Source organism: Niveispirillum fermenti (assembly GCF_052474395.1).
The window spans coordinates 206,833-225,919 of the sequence record NZ_CP156679.1 but is presented as its reverse complement, the minus strand read 5'-3'; the positions used below and the strand labels follow the sequence as shown (position 1 = coordinate 225,919).

Annotated in this window: 17 protein-coding genes; 15 read left to right on the top strand and 2 right to left on the bottom strand. The window is 66.8% G+C overall.

The window, feature by feature from the left end; all coding sequences use genetic code 11:
• Positions 1-10: 10 nt before the first annotated feature.
• The gene (locus ABC728_RS05420; protein WP_445376376.1) at positions 11-751 is read right to left on the bottom strand and encodes a FadR/GntR family transcriptional regulator; all 741 of its coding nucleotides are present in this window, start codon (positions 749-751) and stop codon (positions 11-13) included.
• Between the two features lie 155 nt (positions 752-906).
• On the opposite strand from ABC728_RS05420, the gene ABC728_RS05415 reads away from it, so the two are divergent.
• The 6 genes from ABC728_RS05415 (at position 907) to ABC728_RS05390 (ending at position 6,340) form a co-directional block, all read left to right on the top strand.
• Positions 907-2,499 carry a sodium/sugar symporter gene (locus ABC728_RS05415; RefSeq protein ID WP_445376375.1) on the top strand — a complete coding sequence of 531 codons (1,593 nt, stop codon included), beginning with the start codon at positions 907-909 and terminating at the stop codon, positions 2,497-2,499.
• Positions 2,500-2,503: 4 nt separating this feature from the next.
• Positions 2,504-3,370, top strand: coding sequence for a 2-dehydro-3-deoxygalactonokinase (locus ABC728_RS05410; RefSeq protein WP_416621353.1), 867 nt, complete (start codon positions 2,504-2,506; stop codon positions 3,368-3,370).
• Positions 3,367-4,002, top strand: coding sequence for a 2-dehydro-3-deoxy-6-phosphogalactonate aldolase (locus tag ABC728_RS05405; protein WP_416621352.1), 636 nt, complete (start codon positions 3,367-3,369; stop codon positions 4,000-4,002). The genes ABC728_RS05410 and ABC728_RS05405 overlap by 4 nt, the downstream gene beginning before the upstream one ends.
• 71 nt (positions 4,003-4,073) lie before the next feature.
• Positions 4,074-4,994, top strand: coding sequence for a 2-dehydro-3-deoxygalactonokinase (locus tag ABC728_RS05400; RefSeq protein ID WP_416621351.1), 921 nt, complete (start codon positions 4,074-4,076; stop codon positions 4,992-4,994).
• Between the two features lie 138 nt (positions 4,995-5,132).
• Positions 5,133-5,867: a cytochrome c oxidase assembly protein gene (locus ABC728_RS05395; RefSeq protein WP_416621350.1), complete on the top strand. Its 735-nt coding sequence runs from the start codon at positions 5,133-5,135 to the stop codon at positions 5,865-5,867.
• Positions 5,864-6,340, top strand: a complete 477-nt coding sequence (locus ABC728_RS05390; protein ID WP_416621349.1) for a CopD family protein — start codon at positions 5,864-5,866, stop codon at positions 6,338-6,340. Before ABC728_RS05395 ends, ABC728_RS05390 begins: the two co-directional genes overlap by 4 nt.
• Here the strand turns inward: ABC728_RS05390 and ABC728_RS05385 are convergent.
• Entirely contained in the window at positions 6,322-6,846 is a 525-nt protein-coding gene (locus ABC728_RS05385; protein WP_445376374.1) for a DUF2231 domain-containing protein, read from the bottom strand. The genes ABC728_RS05390 and ABC728_RS05385 overlap by 19 nt on opposite strands.
• A 129-nt stretch (positions 6,847-6,975) precedes the next feature.
• Here ABC728_RS05385 and ABC728_RS05380 point away from each other — a divergent pair, with 129 nt between their 5' ends.
• From ABC728_RS05380 to ABC728_RS05340, 9 genes are all read left to right on the top strand, one after another.
• Complete coding sequence (locus tag ABC728_RS05380) at positions 6,976-7,638, top strand: cytochrome c oxidase subunit II (protein WP_416621347.1); 663 nt, start codon at positions 6,976-6,978, stop codon at positions 7,636-7,638.
• Positions 7,635-10,118, top strand: coding sequence for a cytochrome c oxidase subunit I (gene ctaD / locus ABC728_RS05375; protein ID WP_416621346.1), 2,484 nt, complete (start codon positions 7,635-7,637; stop codon positions 10,116-10,118). Before ABC728_RS05380 ends, ctaD begins: the two co-directional genes overlap by 4 nt.
• Positions 10,115-10,462, top strand: a complete 348-nt coding sequence (locus tag ABC728_RS05370; protein ID WP_416621345.1) for a hypothetical protein — start codon at positions 10,115-10,117, stop codon at positions 10,460-10,462. Before ctaD ends, ABC728_RS05370 begins: the two co-directional genes overlap by 4 nt.
• Positions 10,463-10,490: 28 nt before the next feature.
• Positions 10,491-11,117 (top strand): PRC-barrel domain containing protein, encoded by a 627-nt coding sequence (locus ABC728_RS05365; RefSeq protein ID WP_416621344.1) that lies wholly within the window; start codon positions 10,491-10,493, stop codon positions 11,115-11,117.
• Between the two features lie 210 nt (positions 11,118-11,327).
• Positions 11,328-13,610, top strand: coding sequence for an ATP-binding protein (locus ABC728_RS05360; RefSeq protein WP_416621343.1), 2,283 nt, complete (start codon positions 11,328-11,330; stop codon positions 13,608-13,610).
• Entirely contained in the window at positions 13,603-14,100 is a 498-nt protein-coding gene (locus ABC728_RS05355; protein WP_416621342.1) for a response regulator, read from the top strand. Before ABC728_RS05360 ends, ABC728_RS05355 begins: the two co-directional genes overlap by 8 nt.
• A gap of 4 nt (positions 14,101-14,104) precedes the next feature.
• On the top strand, positions 14,105-16,582 hold the full coding sequence (locus ABC728_RS05350) for a response regulator (protein WP_416621341.1): 2,478 nt from the start codon (positions 14,105-14,107) through the stop codon (positions 16,580-16,582).
• A gap of 6 nt (positions 16,583-16,588) precedes the next feature.
• Complete coding sequence (locus ABC728_RS05345; protein ID WP_416621340.1) at positions 16,589-17,248, top strand: biliverdin-producing heme oxygenase; 660 nt, start codon at positions 16,589-16,591, stop codon at positions 17,246-17,248.
• Positions 17,249-17,444: 196 nt separating this feature from the next.
• Positions 17,445-18,977 (top strand): acyl-CoA carboxylase subunit beta, encoded by a 1,533-nt coding sequence (locus tag ABC728_RS05340; RefSeq protein ID WP_416621339.1) that lies wholly within the window; start codon positions 17,445-17,447, stop codon positions 18,975-18,977.
• Positions 18,978-19,087 lie beyond the last annotated feature (110 nt).

Below are 19,087 nucleotides of genomic sequence, written 5' to 3'. Positions count from 1 at the left end.
CCGGGCGCCGTCAGATGGCGGCGCCCTTTTCCTCGGCCTGATCGATCAGCCGGAGGACATCGGTGATCAGATGGCGCATGGCGGCATGGGCGCGGTCGGCATCGCCCGCCGCGATGGCATCGCGCACCGCCGTATGATCGGCCACGCTGGCCGTGCGCCCCTTGATCCGGTTCGTGAAACGGATCGACGTGCGCAGCGCCGTCGCCACAACCTCCCGGAACTGCATGTAAAACGGGTTCCCGGAAGCCCGCAGCACCGCAACATGAAACGCGATGTCCGCCTCAAGCGTGTCATCGGCCCCGCGTTCCGCAGCCTTCATCCGCTCCAGACCCTCATTGATCTGCCGAAGGCTCTGCACACTGGCAAAACGCGCCGCAAGCGAGGCCGCCTCAGGCTCAATCGCAACGCGCAACTGGCTGAACTGCTTCAGTAGCTCTATCGAAAACTGACGCTCCAAAAGCCAGCGCAGAACATCCGTATCAAACAGGTTCCAGGACGAGGTCGGCTGCACAACCGTACCCTGACGCGGACGCGCGCTCAGCAAGCCCTTCGCCGTCAGCATCTTCACTGCTTCGCGCGTAACAGAACGGCTGACACCGTGCTGCTTCGCCAGCTCCGCTTCCGTCGGAAAAGCCTCATGGTGAAAACGGCCCGTCACGATCGCCCGACCAAGATTGTCAAGAAGACCATAGGTCAGGTTCCGACCCAGCTCAGGCTTGAATTCTCCAGACCCCGTCAGTTCGCTCGACAAAATTCCAGCCTTCCCTGCCGTTCGTGCAACATAGTTAATCCGTGGACGGTTTCGGAATCCACATAATTCCTCTACGTCGGCTGGACAAGGATCATTAATCAGATATATATGCAAATTCCACGGTCAATGGCCGGGGGATCAGGAGGGGGAACGCAGTGACAAACCTATCGCAGATCGATCTGACGGTGGTGGTGATCTACGCCATCGGTATTTTCGGCCTGGCCCAGTGGGTCAGCCGTGAGAAGGCGGGCCATGCCAAGGATACGTCGGACTATTTCCTGGCGTCGAAATCCCTGCCCTGGTGGGCCATCGGCGCCTCGCTGATCGCCGCCAACATCTCCGCCGAACAGATCGTCGGCATGTCCGGTTCCGGTTATGCGCTGGGTCTTGCCATCGCCTCCTATGAATGGATGGCCGCCCTGACCCTGCTGATCGTGGGCAAGTATTTCCTGCCGATCTTCCTGAAGAACGAAATCTATACCATGCCGCAGTTCCTGGAACAGCGGTATGGGCGCGTCCTGCCCGTGCTGATGGCCGTGTTCTGGCTGGCGCTTTACATCTTCGTCAACCTTACCGCCATTGTCTGGCTAGGCTCCATCGCCGTCAACAAGGTGGCGGGCGTGGACCAGAACGTGGCGCTGGTGGCACTGGGCGCCTTCGCGCTGCTGTATCAGCTCTATGGCGGGCTGAAAGCCGTGGCGCTGACCGACATCGTGCAGGTCACGCTGCTGGTGCTGGGCGGGCTGGTCATCTCCTACCTGACCTTGCAGGAGATCGGCGACGGCCGGGGCGTCATCGCCGGCTTCCAGGTCCTGACCGAGCGCGTTCCCGGCCATTTCGACATGATCCTGGAGCCCGACCATCCATTCTACAAGGATCTTCCCGGCATCGCCGTGCTGGTCGGCGGCATGTGGATCGCCAATCTCAGCTATTGGGGCTTCAACCAGTATATCATCCAGCGCGCGCTGGCCGCCAAGAGCCTGGGCGAGGCCCAGAAGGGCGTCGTTTTCGCCGCCTATATCAAGCTGCTGATGCCCGTCATCATCGTGCTGCCCGGCATCGCCGCCGTGGTGCTGGCCCCCGACCTGTCCAAGCCGGACGAGGCCTATCCGACCATGATGCGGCTGCTGCCGCCCGGCCTGCTGGGGCTGGTCTTCGCAGCCCTGATCGCCGCCATCATCGCGTCGACGGCGTCCAAGATCAACTCGGTGGCCACCATCTTCACCCTGGACCTCTATGCCAAGGCGCGCGGCATCAATTCCAAGGCGGAGGCCGGCCGGGGCGGGCATGAAAAGCACCTTGTCCTGGTCGGGCGCATCGCCGCCGCCGTCGCCGTCATCATGGCGCTGGCCGCCGCCCGGCCGCTGCTGGGCAAATCGGACCAGGCCTTCCAGTTCATCCAGGAATTCTCCGGCTTCTTCACGCCGGGCATCACCGTCATCTTCATGCTGGGCCTGTTCTGGAAGAAGGCCAACGAGGCCGGGGCCATTGCCGCCGCCATCGCGTCGGTCGTCCTGTCCTATGCCCTGAAGATGATGATGCCGGAAATCCCGTTCATGAACCGGATGGGCATCGTCTTCCTGATCAGTCTGGCGCTGGCCGTGGTCATCAGCCTGACCTTCAAGGGCCGCGGCGATGCCAACCGCATCTCCATGCAGGGCATCTCCTTCACCACGCCGACCACCTTCAACATCGCGGGCATCGGCGTCATCCTGATCCTGATCGCGCTCTACGCGACCTGGTGGTGATCCCATGGCCAACACATTCCTTGCCGTCGACTGGGGAACCACCAACCGCAGGGTCTACAGGATCGAGAACGGCCGGGTCACCCGTACCGAGCGCGACGGCAGGGGCGTCACGGCCGTCACGGACTTCGCGGCCGAGGTCGAGGGCATCCGCGCAGCCTTCGGTGACCTGCCCATGCTGTTGGCCGGCATGGTGGGCGCCAATATCGGCTGGCGGCCGGCCCCCTATGTCGCAGCGCCCGCCGGGGTGGGGGATCTGGCCCGCAGCCTGCTGCGCATCGATGACCGGACCGCCATCGTGCCGGGGGTATCCACCCTGGCCGGCGGCCGGCCGGACGTGATGCGGGGGGAGGAGGTGCAGTTGCTGGGTGCGGTCGCCGCCGGGCTGGCCCCTCCCGATGCGCTGCTGGTCCAACCCGGCACCCATTGCAAATGGGCGCGTATGGAAGGCGGACGCCTGACCGGCTTCACCACGGCCATGACGGGCGAATTGTTCGCCCTGCTGCGCAGCCACAGCCTGCTGGCCCCGCAGCTTTCCGGCGCCGTCGGGGTGACCGCGGCCTTCCTGGCCGGGGTGGAGGAGGCCAGGCGCCGCGATCTCGCCGCCTCGCTGTTCGGCATCCGCGCCGCCCGCATGCTGGGCACCCGCGACGATGCGGATGCCGCCGCCTATGCCAGCGGCCTGCTGATCGGCAGCGATGTCACGGCACGGCTGGCCGACAGCCCGCCCGACACGGTCCATATCCTGTCCGGCCCGGAACTGGGCGATCTTTATGTCGCCGCCATCCACGCCAACGGCCATGCGGCCTCCCTGATCGACAGCCATGCCGCCTTCCTTGCCGGCATCATCGCCATCGAAAGCCATTGTCCATGAACACTATCCACGATTTCGACCGGGCCTTCGCCCGCTGCCCCCTGGTCGCCATCCTGCGCGGCCTGACGCCGGATGAGGCCGTTCCCGTCGGTGAGGCGCTGATCGGGGCCGGCTTCACCCTGATCGAGGTGCCGCTGAACTCCCCCGACCCGCTGGAAAGCATCGCCCGCCTGGCCGGCATCGCCGGCGATCGGGCCGTGATCGGGGCCGGAACCGTGCTGTCGGTCGATGCCGTCGCCGCGGTCGCCGATGCCGGCGGAAGCATGATCATCTCTCCCAATGCCGATACCGGGGTGATCGCCGCGACGGCGGCACGCGGACTGGTCTCGTTGCCCGGCGTGGCCACACCCACGGAAGCCTTCGCGGCATTGGGTGCCGGCGCCACAGCACTGAAACTGTTCCCGGCCGAAGGGGCATCACCCACCGTGCTGAAGGCCTGGCGCGCCGTGTTGCCGCGCACCTTGCGCGTGCTGCCGGTCGGCGGCATCACCCCGGACAACATGGCCGTCTGGCGCGCGGCGGGGGCCAGCGGCTTTGGTATCGGCTCCATGCTCTACCGGCCCGGCCACAGCCCGGAAGAGGTCGCCGCCCACGCCGCCGCCTTCATTGCCGCACTGAAGGGGTTGAGTTAATTTAGATTATTAATAATATAATAATTGACCGGTACGCGCCCTGATATCGCCCGGGCCGGAATGGAACAGGCATGGATCAGACAAGCTTCATCGCCGGCGACTGGGGCGCCCACAGGCTGCGGCTGCTGCTTTGCCGTGACGGCCGGATGGTGGACAGCCTGACGGGTCCCGGCATCACGGCCGTCGCGGGCGGGGCGAAGGCGGCATTGCTGGCACTGACGGCCCCCTGGTCGCAAAGGCACGGTGCCCTGCCCGTCTATCTCTGCGGCATGGTCGGTTCCGGACTGGGATGGCGGGAGACCCCCTATCTTCCCTGTCCGGCGACACCCGCGGCGATACGGCACGGCTTGGTCCGGTTCATGGCCGCCGGGCACGCGGTGGCCATCGCGCCCGGCCTGTCCTGCACCAATCCGCTGGGGGCGCCCGACATCATGCGCGGAGAGGAAACGCGGATTCTGGGCGCCATGGCCAGCCTGCCCGACCTGGCCCATGGACGGCAAATCCTCTGCCTTCCCGGCCCGCACAGCAAATGGGTGCTGTTGAAGGACGGACAGGTCACGCATTTCCAGACCGCCATGACCGGCGAGCTTTTCGCCACCCTGCGCCGGCACAGCATCCTGGGACAGGGCACGGAGGGGCTGGAACCCGACAATGGCCCCGCCTTCCAGGCCGGTCTCGCCCGCGGGATGGAGGAACAGGGCGCAACCCTGCCCCACCTGCTTTTTGAAACCCGCAGCCGGCAATTGCGGGAAGGACGCGGACCGGCCTGGGGCCTTTCCTTCCTGTCGGGCCTGCTGATCGGCCAGGATTGCGCCGGCACCCTGTCCCGGTATCGCCCGGCGCCCGGCCTGCCCGTCACCATCATTGCCGACCCCGCCCTGGGCCGGTGCTTCGCCGAGGCGCTGGCCCATCTGGGCCTGACCAGCCGCCTGTTCGACGGTGACGCCGCGGCAACGGCCGGCCTGCTGGCCCTGGCCGCCCCGTCGCCCTGAAACAAGGGGTTCAGGGGGACCCGCCACATCCGACCATACCGGCATGAAACCAAATGCCGTCAGGGGCGTTGCCTTCCAAAGGGGCGTTCGACGGGCCGCGGACCCGGCGGACGCCAGCCACAAGGAAAGGGGCGGTCCATGGAAGATGTGGCAGGAGGCAGCATTCCTTATTGCGGACCGGCACCGGCGCCGGCCGCGGCCTGGACCGCCTGGAATCTGGACCCGCCATTGCTTTTGGCGCTGGGACTGCTGGTGGTGGCCGGCACGGTCCTTTCGCGGCGACCCCTTGTATTCGTTGCCGGCTGGCTGGCATTGGTGCTGGCCTTCGTCTCCCCGCTCTGCGCCTTGACCACGGCCCTTTTCAGCGTGCGCGCCCTGCATCATCTGCTGCTGGTGGGGGTGGCGGCCCCCCTGTTCGCCGTGGCATTGCCAAAAGCCCGCCCCGGACCGGGTGCCTTCTTCTGCCTGACGGCTGCGGCCCTGGTGCTCTGGCATGTCCCGGCGGTCTATGCCGCCGCCTGGAACGGGACGACGATCTACTGGCTGATGCAGGGACTGCTGCTGGTGCCGGCCTGGGGCTTCTGGTCGGGCGTGCTGCAGGGCGGCCGTTCGGGAGATGCGGGGACCATGGTCGTATCCGCCGTGCTGATCGGCGGGCTGGCCGGGGTCATGGGGCTGATCGGGGCGGTGCTGGTCTTCGCCGGCGATGTGCTCTATCCGCAGCACCGGCCGGGTGCGCTGGCCTGGGGCACCGATCCGCTGGCGGACCAGCAGCTTGCCGGGCTTGTCATGTGGGTGCCGGGCCTGCTGCCCCTGGCGGCAATCGCCGGGCTGGTGGCAGCGCGGGCCTGGCGGCGTGAGGCCTTTTCATGATCGCGGCGGTGAAGTTCCTGCATATCGCGGGCCTGCTGTCCTGGTGTGCAGCCCTGATCACCCTGCCCGTCCTGCTGCATGTCCATGGACGGGCCCGCGGCGCGCGGGAGTTCGTGGAATTCCGGCTGATCACCCATATCGGCTACGCCTATATCGCCACACCGGCCGCCCTGGTGGCCATCGCGGCCGGCACGGTCCTGATGTTCCTGGCCGAAACCTTTGCGCCCTGGTTCCTGGCCAAGCTCGCCTTCGTCGCGGGCATGGTGCTGATCCATGCCTGGTTCGGGCACCTGATCCAGCGCTCGGGCGAGGAGCGGCGGGCGCATCGCGGCAAGCGGCCGCTGGCCGGGCTGTTCATCGTCCTGCCGCTGATCCTGGCGGTGCTGTTCCTGGTCCTGGCCAAGCCGGACCTGGACGGCCTGCGCAAGTCCATGCCCGGCTGGCTGCTGGTGCCTCAAGGGGGAAGCCTGTGATCCTGCTGCGTACCCACACCATAATCGAAGACCAGCTTGCCGCCGTGCCAGCCGGTCATGCCCGTCATGCCGGCCGCCAGAAAGGACAGAAGCAGGCCCCAGGGCAGGACGGCGCCGGCCGGATCGGTCAGGCGAAGGCCCCAATTGGCACCCAGCAGCGACAGCAGCATCACAGCCAGGATGAAATGGGTCCAGCTTGCCGCCCGGATCCGGATGCCGGGTACCAGCAACAGTTCGGCCGTGCCGGCAATGCCGGCCAGCAGACCCATCAGGAAGCCCACACCGGAGGCCCACAGCGCCGCGCGCGGCCAGAACAGGTCGCCCGTCCACCAATAAAGCGCGTCGGCCCCCAGCGTACACATGCACAGCGCGATGGGAAAGGCCACCAGCATGGCATGAAGCGGATGGCCGGCAATGGCGATGCGGCTTTCGGTCAGACGGAAATTGCGATGCTCATGGATGGGGTCGCGAAAACGGCGCCACGATTTGCGCGGTCGGGCGGTCAAAGCCGAGGGTGGTTGCGGTGGCTGTGCGGATGGGGCCATGGGTGCAGGACCTTTTTCGGTTGCCGGGCGGGGGCAGGCCGGCGCCGCCCCCTGCCAAGCGAACGGCTGACATCCCTGCTGGTTCCCTTGATGCTGGCGGGATGCGGCGGCCCGTTTTCAACGCTGGACCCGCAGGGGCCCGCCGCGGAACGGGTCGCCATCCTGTGGTGGGTCATGCTGGCGGGCGCCACGATGCTGACCATAATGGTCATGGCAATGGTGGCCATCGGCTTCCGCCGCCCCGTCGCACGTCAGCCCGGCGGCCGCTTCTGGACGCACGGGCTGGGCGTGGGCTTCACCCTGACGGTGCTGGTGGCGCTGGTCGGGGCCGGGCTGTGGGCCGGTGAACGCCAGCAACCCCACCCCGTGACGCCCGGTCAGGGCCCGCCAGTGATGCGCGTGGAGGCCATTGCCCGGCAATGGGAATGGCGGTTCCGCCAGCCCGACGCAGAGGGACGCATGGTGGAAACGCGGGACCGCCTGCATATCCCGGCCGGCCGGCCCGTGGATGTCGTGATCACCACGCAGGATGTGATCCACAGCTTCTGGGTGCCGAAACTGGCCGGGAAGATGGATGCCATCCCCGGCCGCCCCAACCTGCTGCGGCTGGAGGCCAACCAGCCCGGCATCTACCGGGGCCGGTCGGCGGAATTCTCCGGACCGGGCTATGCCGGCATGCAGTTCGAGGTGCTGGCCTATCCGCCCGCGGCACCGCCCGTCTTCTCACCCCTGGCCGCGGAGGACGGACCATGACGCCGATCCCCCCCAACACCCCCCGCCGCGCCCTGCCGCTGCATCGTGAATTGTCGGCGGTGTGGGGCCGGCCCGCCGGGCTGCGCGGGCTGTTATCCTCGGTGAACCACAGCGAGATCGGCCTGCGGTTCATGGTCACGTCCTTCTTCTTCTTCGCCGTGGCCGGGCTGTTGTCCATGCTGATCCGGGCGCAGCTTGCCACGCCGGAAGGCGCGTTCCTGGGGCCATCGCATTACAGCCAGATCTTCACGATGCATGGCAGCATCATGATGTTCCTGTTCGCCATTCCCATGCTGGAAGGGCTGGGCATGTATCTGCTGCCCAAGATCCTGGGCGCACGCGACCTGGCCTTTCCCCGGCTGTCGGCACTGGGCTGGTGGTGTTACCTGTTCGGCGGCACGATCCTGCTGCTGGCCCTGCTGGCGGGGGTGGCGCCGGATGGCGGCTGGTTCATGTACACGCCCCTGTCTGGCAAGGAATACAGCCCCGGCATCAATGCCGATGTCTGGCTGCTGGGTGTCACGTTCGTGGAAATCTCCGCCGTGTCGGCAGCGGTGGAGATCACCGTCACCATCCTGCGCATGCGCGCACCGGGCATGCGGCTGACCGACATGCCGCTGATGGCCTGGTACCTGCTGGGCACGTCGGTGATGATGCTGGTGGGTTTCCCCCCGCTGATCCTGGGGTCGGTGCTGCTGGAGGTGGAACGGGCCATTGGCTGGCCCTTCTTCGACGTGGAGCGCGGCGGCGATCCGCTGCTTTGGCAGCACCTGTTCTGGCTGTTCGGCCATCCCGAGGTCTATATCATCTTCCTGCCGGCGGCCGGTGCCATCTCCACCATCCTGCCGGTGATGTCACGGACCACCATCGTCGGCTATGGCGCCATCGTGGGGGCCATCCTGGGTCTGGTGTTCCTCAGCTTCGGGCTCTGGGTCCACCACATGTTCACCGTGGGCATCCCACACATGGCGCTGGCCTTCTTCTCCGCCGCGTCGGCCCTGGTGGCGGTACCGACGGCCGTGCAGGTCTTCGCCTGGATCGGCACCCTATGGAAGGGCCGGCCGGAGATGCGCCTGCCCATGCTTTACCTGATGGGCTTCTTCGCCACCTTCGTCATGGGCGGGCTGACGGGCGTGATGCTGGCCATCGTGCCCTTCAACTGGCAGGCCCATGACACCGCCTTCGTCACCGCACACCTGCATTACGTGCTGATCGGCGGCTTCGTCTTTCCCATGATGGCGGCCGTGACCTACTGGCTGCCCCTGATCACGGGGCGGCTCCATATAAGGGGGCTGGGCCATCCTGCCTTCTGGATGGTGCTGATCGGCTTTCACGGCACCTTCCTGATCATGCATCTGACCGGCCTGCTGGGCATGCCGCGGCGCATCGATGTCTATGCCGGCAATCCGGAATGGATCGTGCCCAACCTGGTCAGTTCCATCTTCAGCTTCGTCATGGGGGCGGGGTTCGCGCTGTTCGCACTGGATATCCTGCTGCAATGCCTGCTGGGGCGGCGGGCCCGCCGCGACCCCTGGGGGGCCGGGACCATGGAATGGCAGATGCCGATGCCGGCCCCCAGCTACAATATCGCCTCCCTGCCGCGGTCCGCCGATGGCGGGTCGGCACTGTCGCTGGCCCGGGGCGAGGGATTGCTGCCCGGCGCGCCGCGCGGCCGGCGCGAGACGCTGGTGGTATCCGTTACCGATGGACAGCCGCGCCATGTCGCGGTCCTGCCCGGCAACACATTGCTGCCCATCACCACAGCGGCCGTGATCGGGCTTTTCGTGCTCATGCTGCTGTTCGGCCTTTACGGGCTGGCCCCGCTGGGGCTGCTGGCCATCGCCGTCACCGTCTGGCAATGGCATCGCGGTACCGGCGCGGTTCATGATCATCCACCCGTGCCGGTGGCGCCGGGCCTGGCCCTGCCGCTGCACTGGCATGTGCCGGACGGGCTGGCAAGGACGGGCATGGTCTGTACGCTGATCGCCAACGGCACGCTGTTCGCCTGCTTCCTGTTCGCCATCGGCTTTCTGTCGGTGGTCGCACCGAACTGGCCCCCGCCGCCCAGCGGGCTGGCGGGCGGCCCCACCGGCACCCTGGCAGCCGGACTGGCGGCGGTCGCCCTGGCGGCACTGGGTGCCGCGTCGGTCTGGTCCCGGCGGGAACAGGCGGCGGGGGCGGTGCCGGCGATGGCGGCGCTGCTGCTGGCCCTGGCGGCACTGGGCCTGCTGGCACCGCTGCTGGACGATCCGACCCGGCATGCCCGTGATGCCCTGCGCGCCGCCGCCCTGGCCCATGGCCTGTTCCATGTCGTGGTGGGCCTGATGCTGGCCCTGCTCTGTCAGGTACAGCGCCGCGACGGTCGTATCGCTCCCGGCCGGGTCGGGGCCGGCCCGCTCTGGCGCCTTTGGCAGGATTATACGGGTGCAACCACCGCCATTCTTGTCCTGGTGATCGCCGGTCAGGAGGTGCTCTCATGACCTGGCCCCTGCGTGCGCTGCTGGGCCCGCTGCTGTGGGCCGTCGGGTTTTCCCTGCTCTATGCTGTACACGGGGCCGGTTGTGCCTGGGGCTGGCCGGCCGTTGCCACCCCCCTCGGCAGCCTGCACCATGTGATCCTGATCCTGCTCTGGGTGCTTTTCCTGGCAGGCGGGCTGGCGCTTGCCCTGTGGCTGGGCCGGAAGCAGGGGAACGGCCGGGCAGCGGAGATCGTCCGGATCGGCGCCTGGACGGGGCTGGGTGCCACCCTGTTGACGCTGTTTCCCGTGCTGGGGATCAGCAGTTGCGCACCGGCCGTGGCTGCCGCCCTCGCATTGCCCCCCTGAAACCAGCCCCGCAACGGGAAGGAAGCCCATGGAACCTGATACCATCGCCGGCTGGGTCGCACCGGCCGCCACCATGATCGCCGCCATGATGACCGCATCCAACCTGGGTGCGCGCGTGACCGGCTGGGGCTTCGTCGTCTTCACGCTGGGCTCGATAAGCTGGTCCGTCGTCGGGTGGGCCACCGACCAATCGGGGCTGCTGGCCACGAACCTGTTCCTGACCGGCGTCAACATGGTGGGTATCTGGCGCTGGCTGGGCCGCCAGCGCGCCTATGAGGATGGGGGCCGCGCCGCCGCCCTTGCCAGCCGCCGGTCGGCCGCCCCGACCCTGTTCACGGCCACGGCATTTTCCGGCATGCCGGTACGGGACAACGGGGGCAGCACGCTGGGCAAGAGCGTGGAAGCGCTGGTCGAATGCGCGTCTGGCGAAATCAGCTATGTGGTGGTGGCCAGCGGGGGTGTCGGGGGCGTCGACGAATGCCTGCGGGCCGTCGCGCGCGAACAGGTCCGTTTCGATGCCGACGGGCTGTGCCTGCTGATGCCGCGTGCCGCCTTCGAGCGCATAGAACCGCTGGCGGACGGCGACTGGCCCGCCGAAGTCGGGCCGGCATGCATGGCCGAACAGGCGGAGACCGATCATGCCCGCACCCGTTGAACGGACAGGCGAGGCTGTGACCATGGTCCCGTTCGTGGGTGCGACATACCATCGTCTCTTTAAGGCCGGGCTGAAACCGGCTAGGCTGGGTTCCCCCCGGCCGCCGCCGGTGCGGCCCGAATATATGACGCGACCCGACCGGTGGCACCGCAGGCCGGGTTGGCAATGGAGATGGCTTGAACCGGACAGGAACAGATATTGCGGGATGCGATGACGAACGCTGATATCGATTTAGACCTGTGCAGCCGGGAACCGATCCACATTCCCGGCAGCATCCAGCCCCACGGCATGTTGCTGGCCTTCACGCGGGAAGGCCCCCCGGGTGGAGAGGGTGCCTGGCGGCTGACGCAGGCCAGCACCAATGCCGCCCCCGCCCTTGTGACGGGCATCGACAGGGCCTTGGGCCTGACACCGGTGGAGGCACTGCATCCCCTGCTGTCGGGTCCCGTGGCCGACTTCCTGACCGAGCCGCGCCTGTCCAACCGCTCCACGCCCCTGGCCATCGTCGATCTGCCCGGTTCCGGCACGGTCCAGGTTCTGGCCCATGGCGGCCCGGACGGGGCCGCCATCGTGGAACTGGAATGGCTGTCCGACGGCAATGGCCTGATCGACCGCGTCTATCCACGGATGCGCGACGCGCTGGAACGGATGGAGGCGCTGGAGACCCCGGCGGAAATACTGGCCTGCGCCGCGCAGGAGGTCAGGGGGCTGTCAGGGTTCGACCGCGTCCTGATCTACCGCTTCGATGCGGACTGGCATGGCACCGTGGTGGGGGAAGATGGCAATGGCCGCCTTCCCTCCTACATGGACCTGCGCTTCCCCGCTTCCGACATTCCGGCACAGGCCCGCGATCTTTACCGGTTGAACCGGCAGCGGCAGATCCCCGATGCCGGCTATGTGCCCGTCCCCGTCCTGCCCGCGTTGAACCCCGCGACGGGAGAGCCTCTCGATCTCAGCTTTTCCGTGTTGCGCAGCGTATCCCCCGTGCATGTCGAATATATGCGGAACATGGAGACGGCCTCGTCCATGTCCGTATCGATCCTGTTGCGCGGGCGGCTGTGGGGGTTGATCTCCTGCCACCACCGGCAGCCGCGGGCCGTATCCTACGCCGTGCGGGCGGCCTGTGACCTGATCGCCCAGATCCTGTCAGTCCGCATCGCCGCCGTGGAGGAACGCCGTGACGCGGAGAGCCGCATCGCCCTGAAGGCCATCCAGGCCCGCCTGCTGGCCGCCATGGCCCAGGCCGACCCTTTCATTGCCGGCTTGCAGGATGTGCCGGATGAACTGCTGCGCTTCGCCGGTGCGACCGGTGCCGCGATCGTGTTCGAAAAAACCTGTGCGCTGGTGGGTGACACGCCCGGGACGGCGGCTGTCAGATCCCTGGTCGGATGGCTGTCCGAGCAGGGGGAGCCGGAGATTTTCGCCACCGACACCCTGCCCGATCTTTATCCACCGGCCGCCGCGTTCCGGGGCAAGGCGGCCGGCCTGCTGGCCATCGCGGTGTCCAAGCTGCATGCCAGCTATATCCTGTGGTTTCGGCCGGAAGTGGTGCGCACCGTCCGCTGGGGCGGCGATCCGCGCAAGCCGGCGGCTTCCACCGGCAACCCGACCCGACTGGACCCCCGCCGGTCCTTCGAGGAATGGAAGGAGATCGTGCGCCACCGCTCGCTGCCCTGGAGCGAGGCGGAGCGGGAGACCGCGGCCGACCTGCGCCACGCCATCATCGGCATCGTGCTGCGCAAGGCCGAGGAACTCGCCGCCCTGTCGCGGGAACTGACCCGGTCCAACAAGGAACTGGAGTCCTTTTCCTACTCGATCTCTCACGACCTGCGGGCGCCGTTCCGGCATATCGTCGGGTTCGCCGAGCTTTTGCAGGAACTGGAGGCGGAACGCTTCAGCGAAACCGGGCGGCGCTATCTGGACACGATCGTGGATGCGGCCAATACCGCCGGGTCCCTGGTCGACAACCTGCTGCATTTTTCGCAGATGGGCCGCAGCGCCCTGACATCGGTCGCCATCGACATGGACAATCTGGTCCGCGATGTTCGGGAGGTGCTGGCGCCGGAGGCCGCCGGACGGGCCATTGAATGGGATCTGGCCCGGCTGCCCGTGGTGCGGGGCGATCCCACCATGATCCGGCTTGTCTTGCAAAACCTGCTGTCCAACGCCATCAAGTATACAAGAGGCCGGGAACCCGCGCGCATCGCCGTGGGTTATGAATATAAGGCGGACGAAACGGTTTTCTGGGTGCGGGACAACGGCGTTGGGTTCAATCAGGCATATGACAAGAAATTGTTCGGGGTGTTCCAGCGGCTTCACCGGAACGAGGAGTTCGAGGGGATCGGGATCGGTCTTGCCAATGTAAGGCGTGCCATCGACCGGCATGGTGGTCGGACCTGGGCCGAGGGGCGCATCAATGACGGTGCCACCTTCTACTTCACGCTGCCAAAGGCCGAGGCGGCGGCACCGGACAAAAGGGAAATGAATGCGTGACCTGAAACCCATCCTGCTGGTGGAGGACAACCCGCGGGACCTTGAACTGACCCTGGCGGCGCTGGACAAGTGCCAGCTTGCCAATGACGTGGTCGTAGCCCGTGACGGGGAGGAGGCGCTGGCGCTGCTGACCCGCCGCGACCCGGAGAGCGGCCAGCCGGCCTGGCTGCCTGCCGTCGTGCTGCTGGACCTGAAATTGCCGAAGGTGGACGGGCTGGAAGTGCTGGAAAGGGTCAAGAGCGACCCGGACACCCGCCACGTGCCCATCGTGATGCTGACCGCATCGCGCGAGGAGACCGACCTGCTGCGCTCCTACCGCCACGGGGTCAACGCCTTTGTCGTGAAACCGGTGAATTTCAAGGATTTCTTCCAGGCCATCCGCGACCTGGGTGTCTTCTGGGCCATCGTGAACGAGCCCCCCGTGGGCTGCGCCCGCCGGCCACAGCCGGCAGGCGCGCCGATGGAAAGCGAAACGGGCAAGGGCGCCTGACCAAATGCCCGACGCCATCCATATTCTGCATCTGGAAGACAGCCCGCTTGATTGCGAACTGGTCGGGGCGCACCTGCGCAAAGCCGGACTGGAATGCGAAATCACCCGTGTTGAAACCCGCGAGGCCTTCACCGACGCACTGGGAACGACACGGTTCGATCTGGTCCTGGCCGATTTCGTGCTGCCCGGCTTCGACGGATTGTCCGCCTTGCAGATCGCCCAGGACAGGGCGCCCGACACACCCTTCATCTTCCTGTCCGGCAAGATGGGGGAGGAACTGGCCGTCGAGGCGCTGCGCCACGGCGCGCGCGATTATGTGCTGAAGGAACGGCTTGTCCGCCTGGCCGCGGCCGTCAACCGTGCCATCGACGAGGCGCGCATCCTGGTCGAACGCCAGCAGGCGGAAGCAAAGTTCCGCGCCCTGGCGGAAAGCATGCCGCAACTTGTCTGGTCGGCACAGCCCCAGGGCGCGGTCGATTATCTGAACGGCAACTGGCACGACTATACCGGGGCGGAAAACGGCGAGAATATCGGTGACGGCTGGCTGGCGGTGCTGCATCCCGACGACCGGCGGCGCACGCAGGATCGCTGGAGCACCGCCGTGGCCACTGGCGAGGAATATGAGATCGAGTACCGGCTGCGGCGCCATGACGGCGTTTTCCGCTGGTTCCTGGGCCGCGCCCTGCCGCTTTATGACAAGGATGGCCAGATCATCCGCTGGTTCGGTACCTGCACCGACATCGATGACGCCATCAAGTTCCGCACGGCCCTGTCGGAAAGCCGGGAGGAACTGGAGCGGCTGGTGGATGCGCGCACCGGGGAGCTGATCTCCGCCAATGCCAAGCTGCGGGCGGAGGTGGCCGAGCGCAAGCGCGCCCAGGCCGACCTCAGCGCCCTTTATGCCAAGACGCCCGTGCCGCTGCATTCGCTGGACAGCGAGGGGCGGCTTTTGAGTGTCAGCGACCGCTGGCTGGAATTCATGGGTTACGATGACCGGTCCCAGGTGATCGGCCGCCACATCACGGAATTCATGCCCCCCGACTATGCCCGGCTGCACCTGCAAAGCCGCTGGCCGGAACTGATGCGTGAAGGCGTGGTCCGCGACCTGCCCTATCAGATCATCAAACGGTCGGGGGAAGTGGCCGACATCCTGGTATCGGCCCGTATCGACCGGGACGAACAGGGCCGCTTCCTGCGCACCATGGACGCCATCGTCGATGTCACCGCCCGCCTGCGCGCCGAAGCGGAGCGGGAACGGGCGGAAGAAGCGCTGCGCCATGCCCAGAAGATGGATGCGCTGGGCCAGCTCACCGGCGGAATCGCCCATGATTTCAACAATCTGTTGACCGCCATCACGGGCAACCTGGAACTGCTGAATGCCCGCATCGACGGTGATGACCGCGACGGGCTTCGTGCGCATACGACCAATGCCAAGGCCGCCGCAGCACGCGCGGCGGCGCTGACCCAGCGGCTGCTGGCCTTTGCACGGCGCCAGCCCCTGCGCCCCGACGAGACCGAGCCCGGCACGCTGATCCGGGGCATGGAGGAATTGCTGGGCCGCACGGTGGGCGAGCAGGTCAGCATCCGGACCGAGGCCCCGCCCGGCATCTGGCCCGCCTGGTGCGATGCCAACCAGTTGGAGATCGCGTTGCTGAACCTGGTGGTCAACGCGCGCGACGCCATGCCGGATGGCGGCCGCATCACCATCACCGCCGCCAATGCCCGGTTGACGGAGGCGGAATTGACGCACGGGGGCCAGCCCGGCGATTATGTGCGCCTGTCGGTCAGCGACACGGGCTCCGGCATGGCCCCGGACATCATCGCCCGGGCCTTCGACCCTTTCTTCACCACCAAACCCATCGGGCAGGGCACCGGACTGGGGCTGAGCCAGGTCTATGGCTTCGTCAGCCAGTCCAACGGGGTGGTGCGCATCGAAAGCCTACCCGGCCGGGGCACGACCGTGCATCTGTTTCTGCCGCGCAGCGAGAAGGGCCGGCTGGAACAGGCCGGGGAACCGGTGGTGGCCGCCACCATCGAGGCCCGCAACGCGACCAGCGGCACCGTGCTGATCGTGGAGGACGAAGTGCTGGTCCGCATGGTCGCCGTGCAGGCCCTGCAGGATGCCGGCCTGCAGGTGGTGGAGGCATCTGACGGCGCGCAGGCCCTGGCCCTGCTGGATGACGGGCTGCGTTTGGACCTGCTGGTCTCCGACGTGGGCCTGCCCGGCATGAACGGGCGCCAGCTTGCCGAGGCGGCGCGCGAGCGGCGTCCCGGCCTGGGGGTCCTGTTCATGACAGGCTATGCCTTCGATGTCACGCTGGGCACGGGTATTCTGGAACCGGGATGCCAGGTTCTGCAGAAGCCATTTGAAACCCGCATTCTGGTGACCCGGGTGCGCGAGATGCTGTCGGGACCCGGCGGTGCCGCCGGCCCGGACTTCCCCGCCCCGGAAAACTCCCCCGCGAAACGCCACTACGCCTGACACATCGTGCAACCTCGATCCGCAGAAAACACCTTCCGCACGACGGAACATGGCCGGCCGGCACCGGCGGATGCCGGCCGCGCGCAGCATCTGAAGGCCGCAACCGGCCCCGCGCATACCCGGCTGGACCAGGCCATCATGCGGCGGGACCCGTTTGCCAGCCGCGAGCGCTATGCCCTGTTCCTGGCCGTGCAGCATGCCTTTCATCGCGATGTCGATGCGCTTTACGTCAGCCCGGCGCTGAATACCCTTCTGCCGGGTCTGGCGGCGGGTCGCCGGCTGGACCTGATCACACAGGATCAGCAGGACCTGGGGCACGGGCCGGCCGACTTCGCCATACCGGACACCGAACCGGTCTTTGCACCCGGTGCGCCGATGGACCTGCCCACGGCGCTGGGCTGGCTGTACGTCGCGGAAGGGTCCAACCTGGGCGCCGCATACCTTTTGAAGGAAGCCGCGAAGCTAGGCCTGTCGGAACGCTTCGGCGCCCGCCATCTGGCAGGGGCAGCGGCGGGACGCGGCCTGCACTGGCGGACCTTCACGTCAGCCCTGGATGCCATCCCCCTGTCCAGCACGCAGGACGCCCACGCGGCCGACGGCGCCCGCGCGGCCTTCGCACGGGTCCAGGGACTGGTCGACAGGCTGTTCGGCAGGACGCACCGCTAAGGGGCACCCCGCCCCTGCCCGTCGCCCCATCTGGGCCGGCAACGCGGATTTGATGGTGAATTGCAAATTCGCAAAATTTGCAATTCACCATCACCGCCTTCGCAATTCCACACCCATCCACGCCTTTTCACGACGCCCTGGAATTTGCAAACTCCGCCTAAATTCCCATGAACCTTTCCCAAGGGGCGGATTTCCCATGCAGGATGTGCTGGTGCGGTTGGAGGAGATGCGGGCCGGTGCCCGTCAGGGCGGCGGTGAGAAGCGCATCGCGGGCCAGCATGCCAAGGGCAAGCTGACGGCGCGGGAGCGGATCGAGATCCTGCTCGACGAGGGCTCGTTCGAAGAATGGGACATGTTCGTCGAACATCGCTGCGCCGATTTCGGCATGCAGACGCAGAAGGTGCCGGGCGACGGCGTCGTCACCGGCCATGGCACCATCAATGGCCGTCTGGTCTTCGTGTTCAGCCAGGATTTCACCGTCTTCGGCGGGTCCCTGTCGGAAGCGCATGCGGAGAAGATCTGCAAGATCATGGACCAGGCGATGAAGGTGGGCGCCCCCGTCATCGGTCTGAATGACAGCGGCGGTGCGCGCATCCAGGAGGGCGTGGCCAGCCTGGGCGGCTATGCCGAAGTGTTCCAGCGCAACGTGCTGGCGTCGGGCGTCGTCCCGCAGATCAGCCTGATCATGGGACCGTGCGCCGGTGGCGCCGTCTATTCGCCGGCCATGACCGACTTCATCTTCATGGTGAAGGATTCATCATACATGTTCGTCACCGGCCCCGACGTGGTGAAGACGGTGACGCATGAGGTGGTGACGGCGGAGGAACTGGGCGGGGCCGTGACCCACACCTCCAAGTCCGGCGTCGCCGACCTGGCGTTCGAGAATGATGTGCAGGCCCTGCTGGAAACCCGCCGCCTGGTGGATTTCCTGCCGCTGTCCAACCGCGAGAAGCCGCCGTCGCGCCCCACGCCGGACACGGCCGACCGGCCGGAAATGAGCCTGGACACCCTGATCCCCGCCAATCCCAACAAGCCCTACGACATGAAGGAACTGATCCTGAAGATCGTGGACGAGGGCGACTTCTTCGAAATCCAGCCGGAATACGCCAAGAACATCATCACCGGCTTTGGCCGCATGCAGGGTTCCACGGTCGGTTTCGTGGCGAACCAGCCGATGGTGCTGGCCGGGTGTCTCGACATCGACAGCGCCATCAAGGCCGCGCGGTTCGTGCGGTTCTGCGATGCCTTCAACATCCCCATCGTGACGCTGGTCGACGTGCCGGGCTTCCTGCCCGGCACCAGCCAGGAATATAACGGCATCATCAAGCATGGCGCCAAGCTGCTGTTCGCCTATGCGGAAGCCACGGTGCCCAAGGTGACGCTGATCACCCGCAAGGCCTATGGCGGCGCCTATGACGTGATGGCGTCCAAGCATCTGCGCGGCGACGTCAATTATGCCTGGCCCAGCGCGGAGATCGCCGTGATGGGGCCGAAGGGTGCTGTGGAGATCATCTTCCGTGGCGATATCGGCGACGCTGCCAAGATCGAGGCGCGGACAGAGGAATACCGGCAGAAATTCGCCAATCCCTTCGTGGCGGCGGGCCGTGGCTATATCGACGACGTGATCATGCCCCACAATACCCGCCGCCGCCTGTGCAAGGCGCTGTCGATGCTGAAGAACAAGCAGCTCCAGAACCCCTGGAAGAAGCACGACAACCTGCCGCTGTAAGGGAGGATTTAAGGGCTCCGCCATCGCCCCCTCTCAACCGTCACCCCGGCGACAAGCCGGGGGTGGCGGTAGATGAAGCGGAACCTCTGGTCTCTCCTACGCCCCGAACA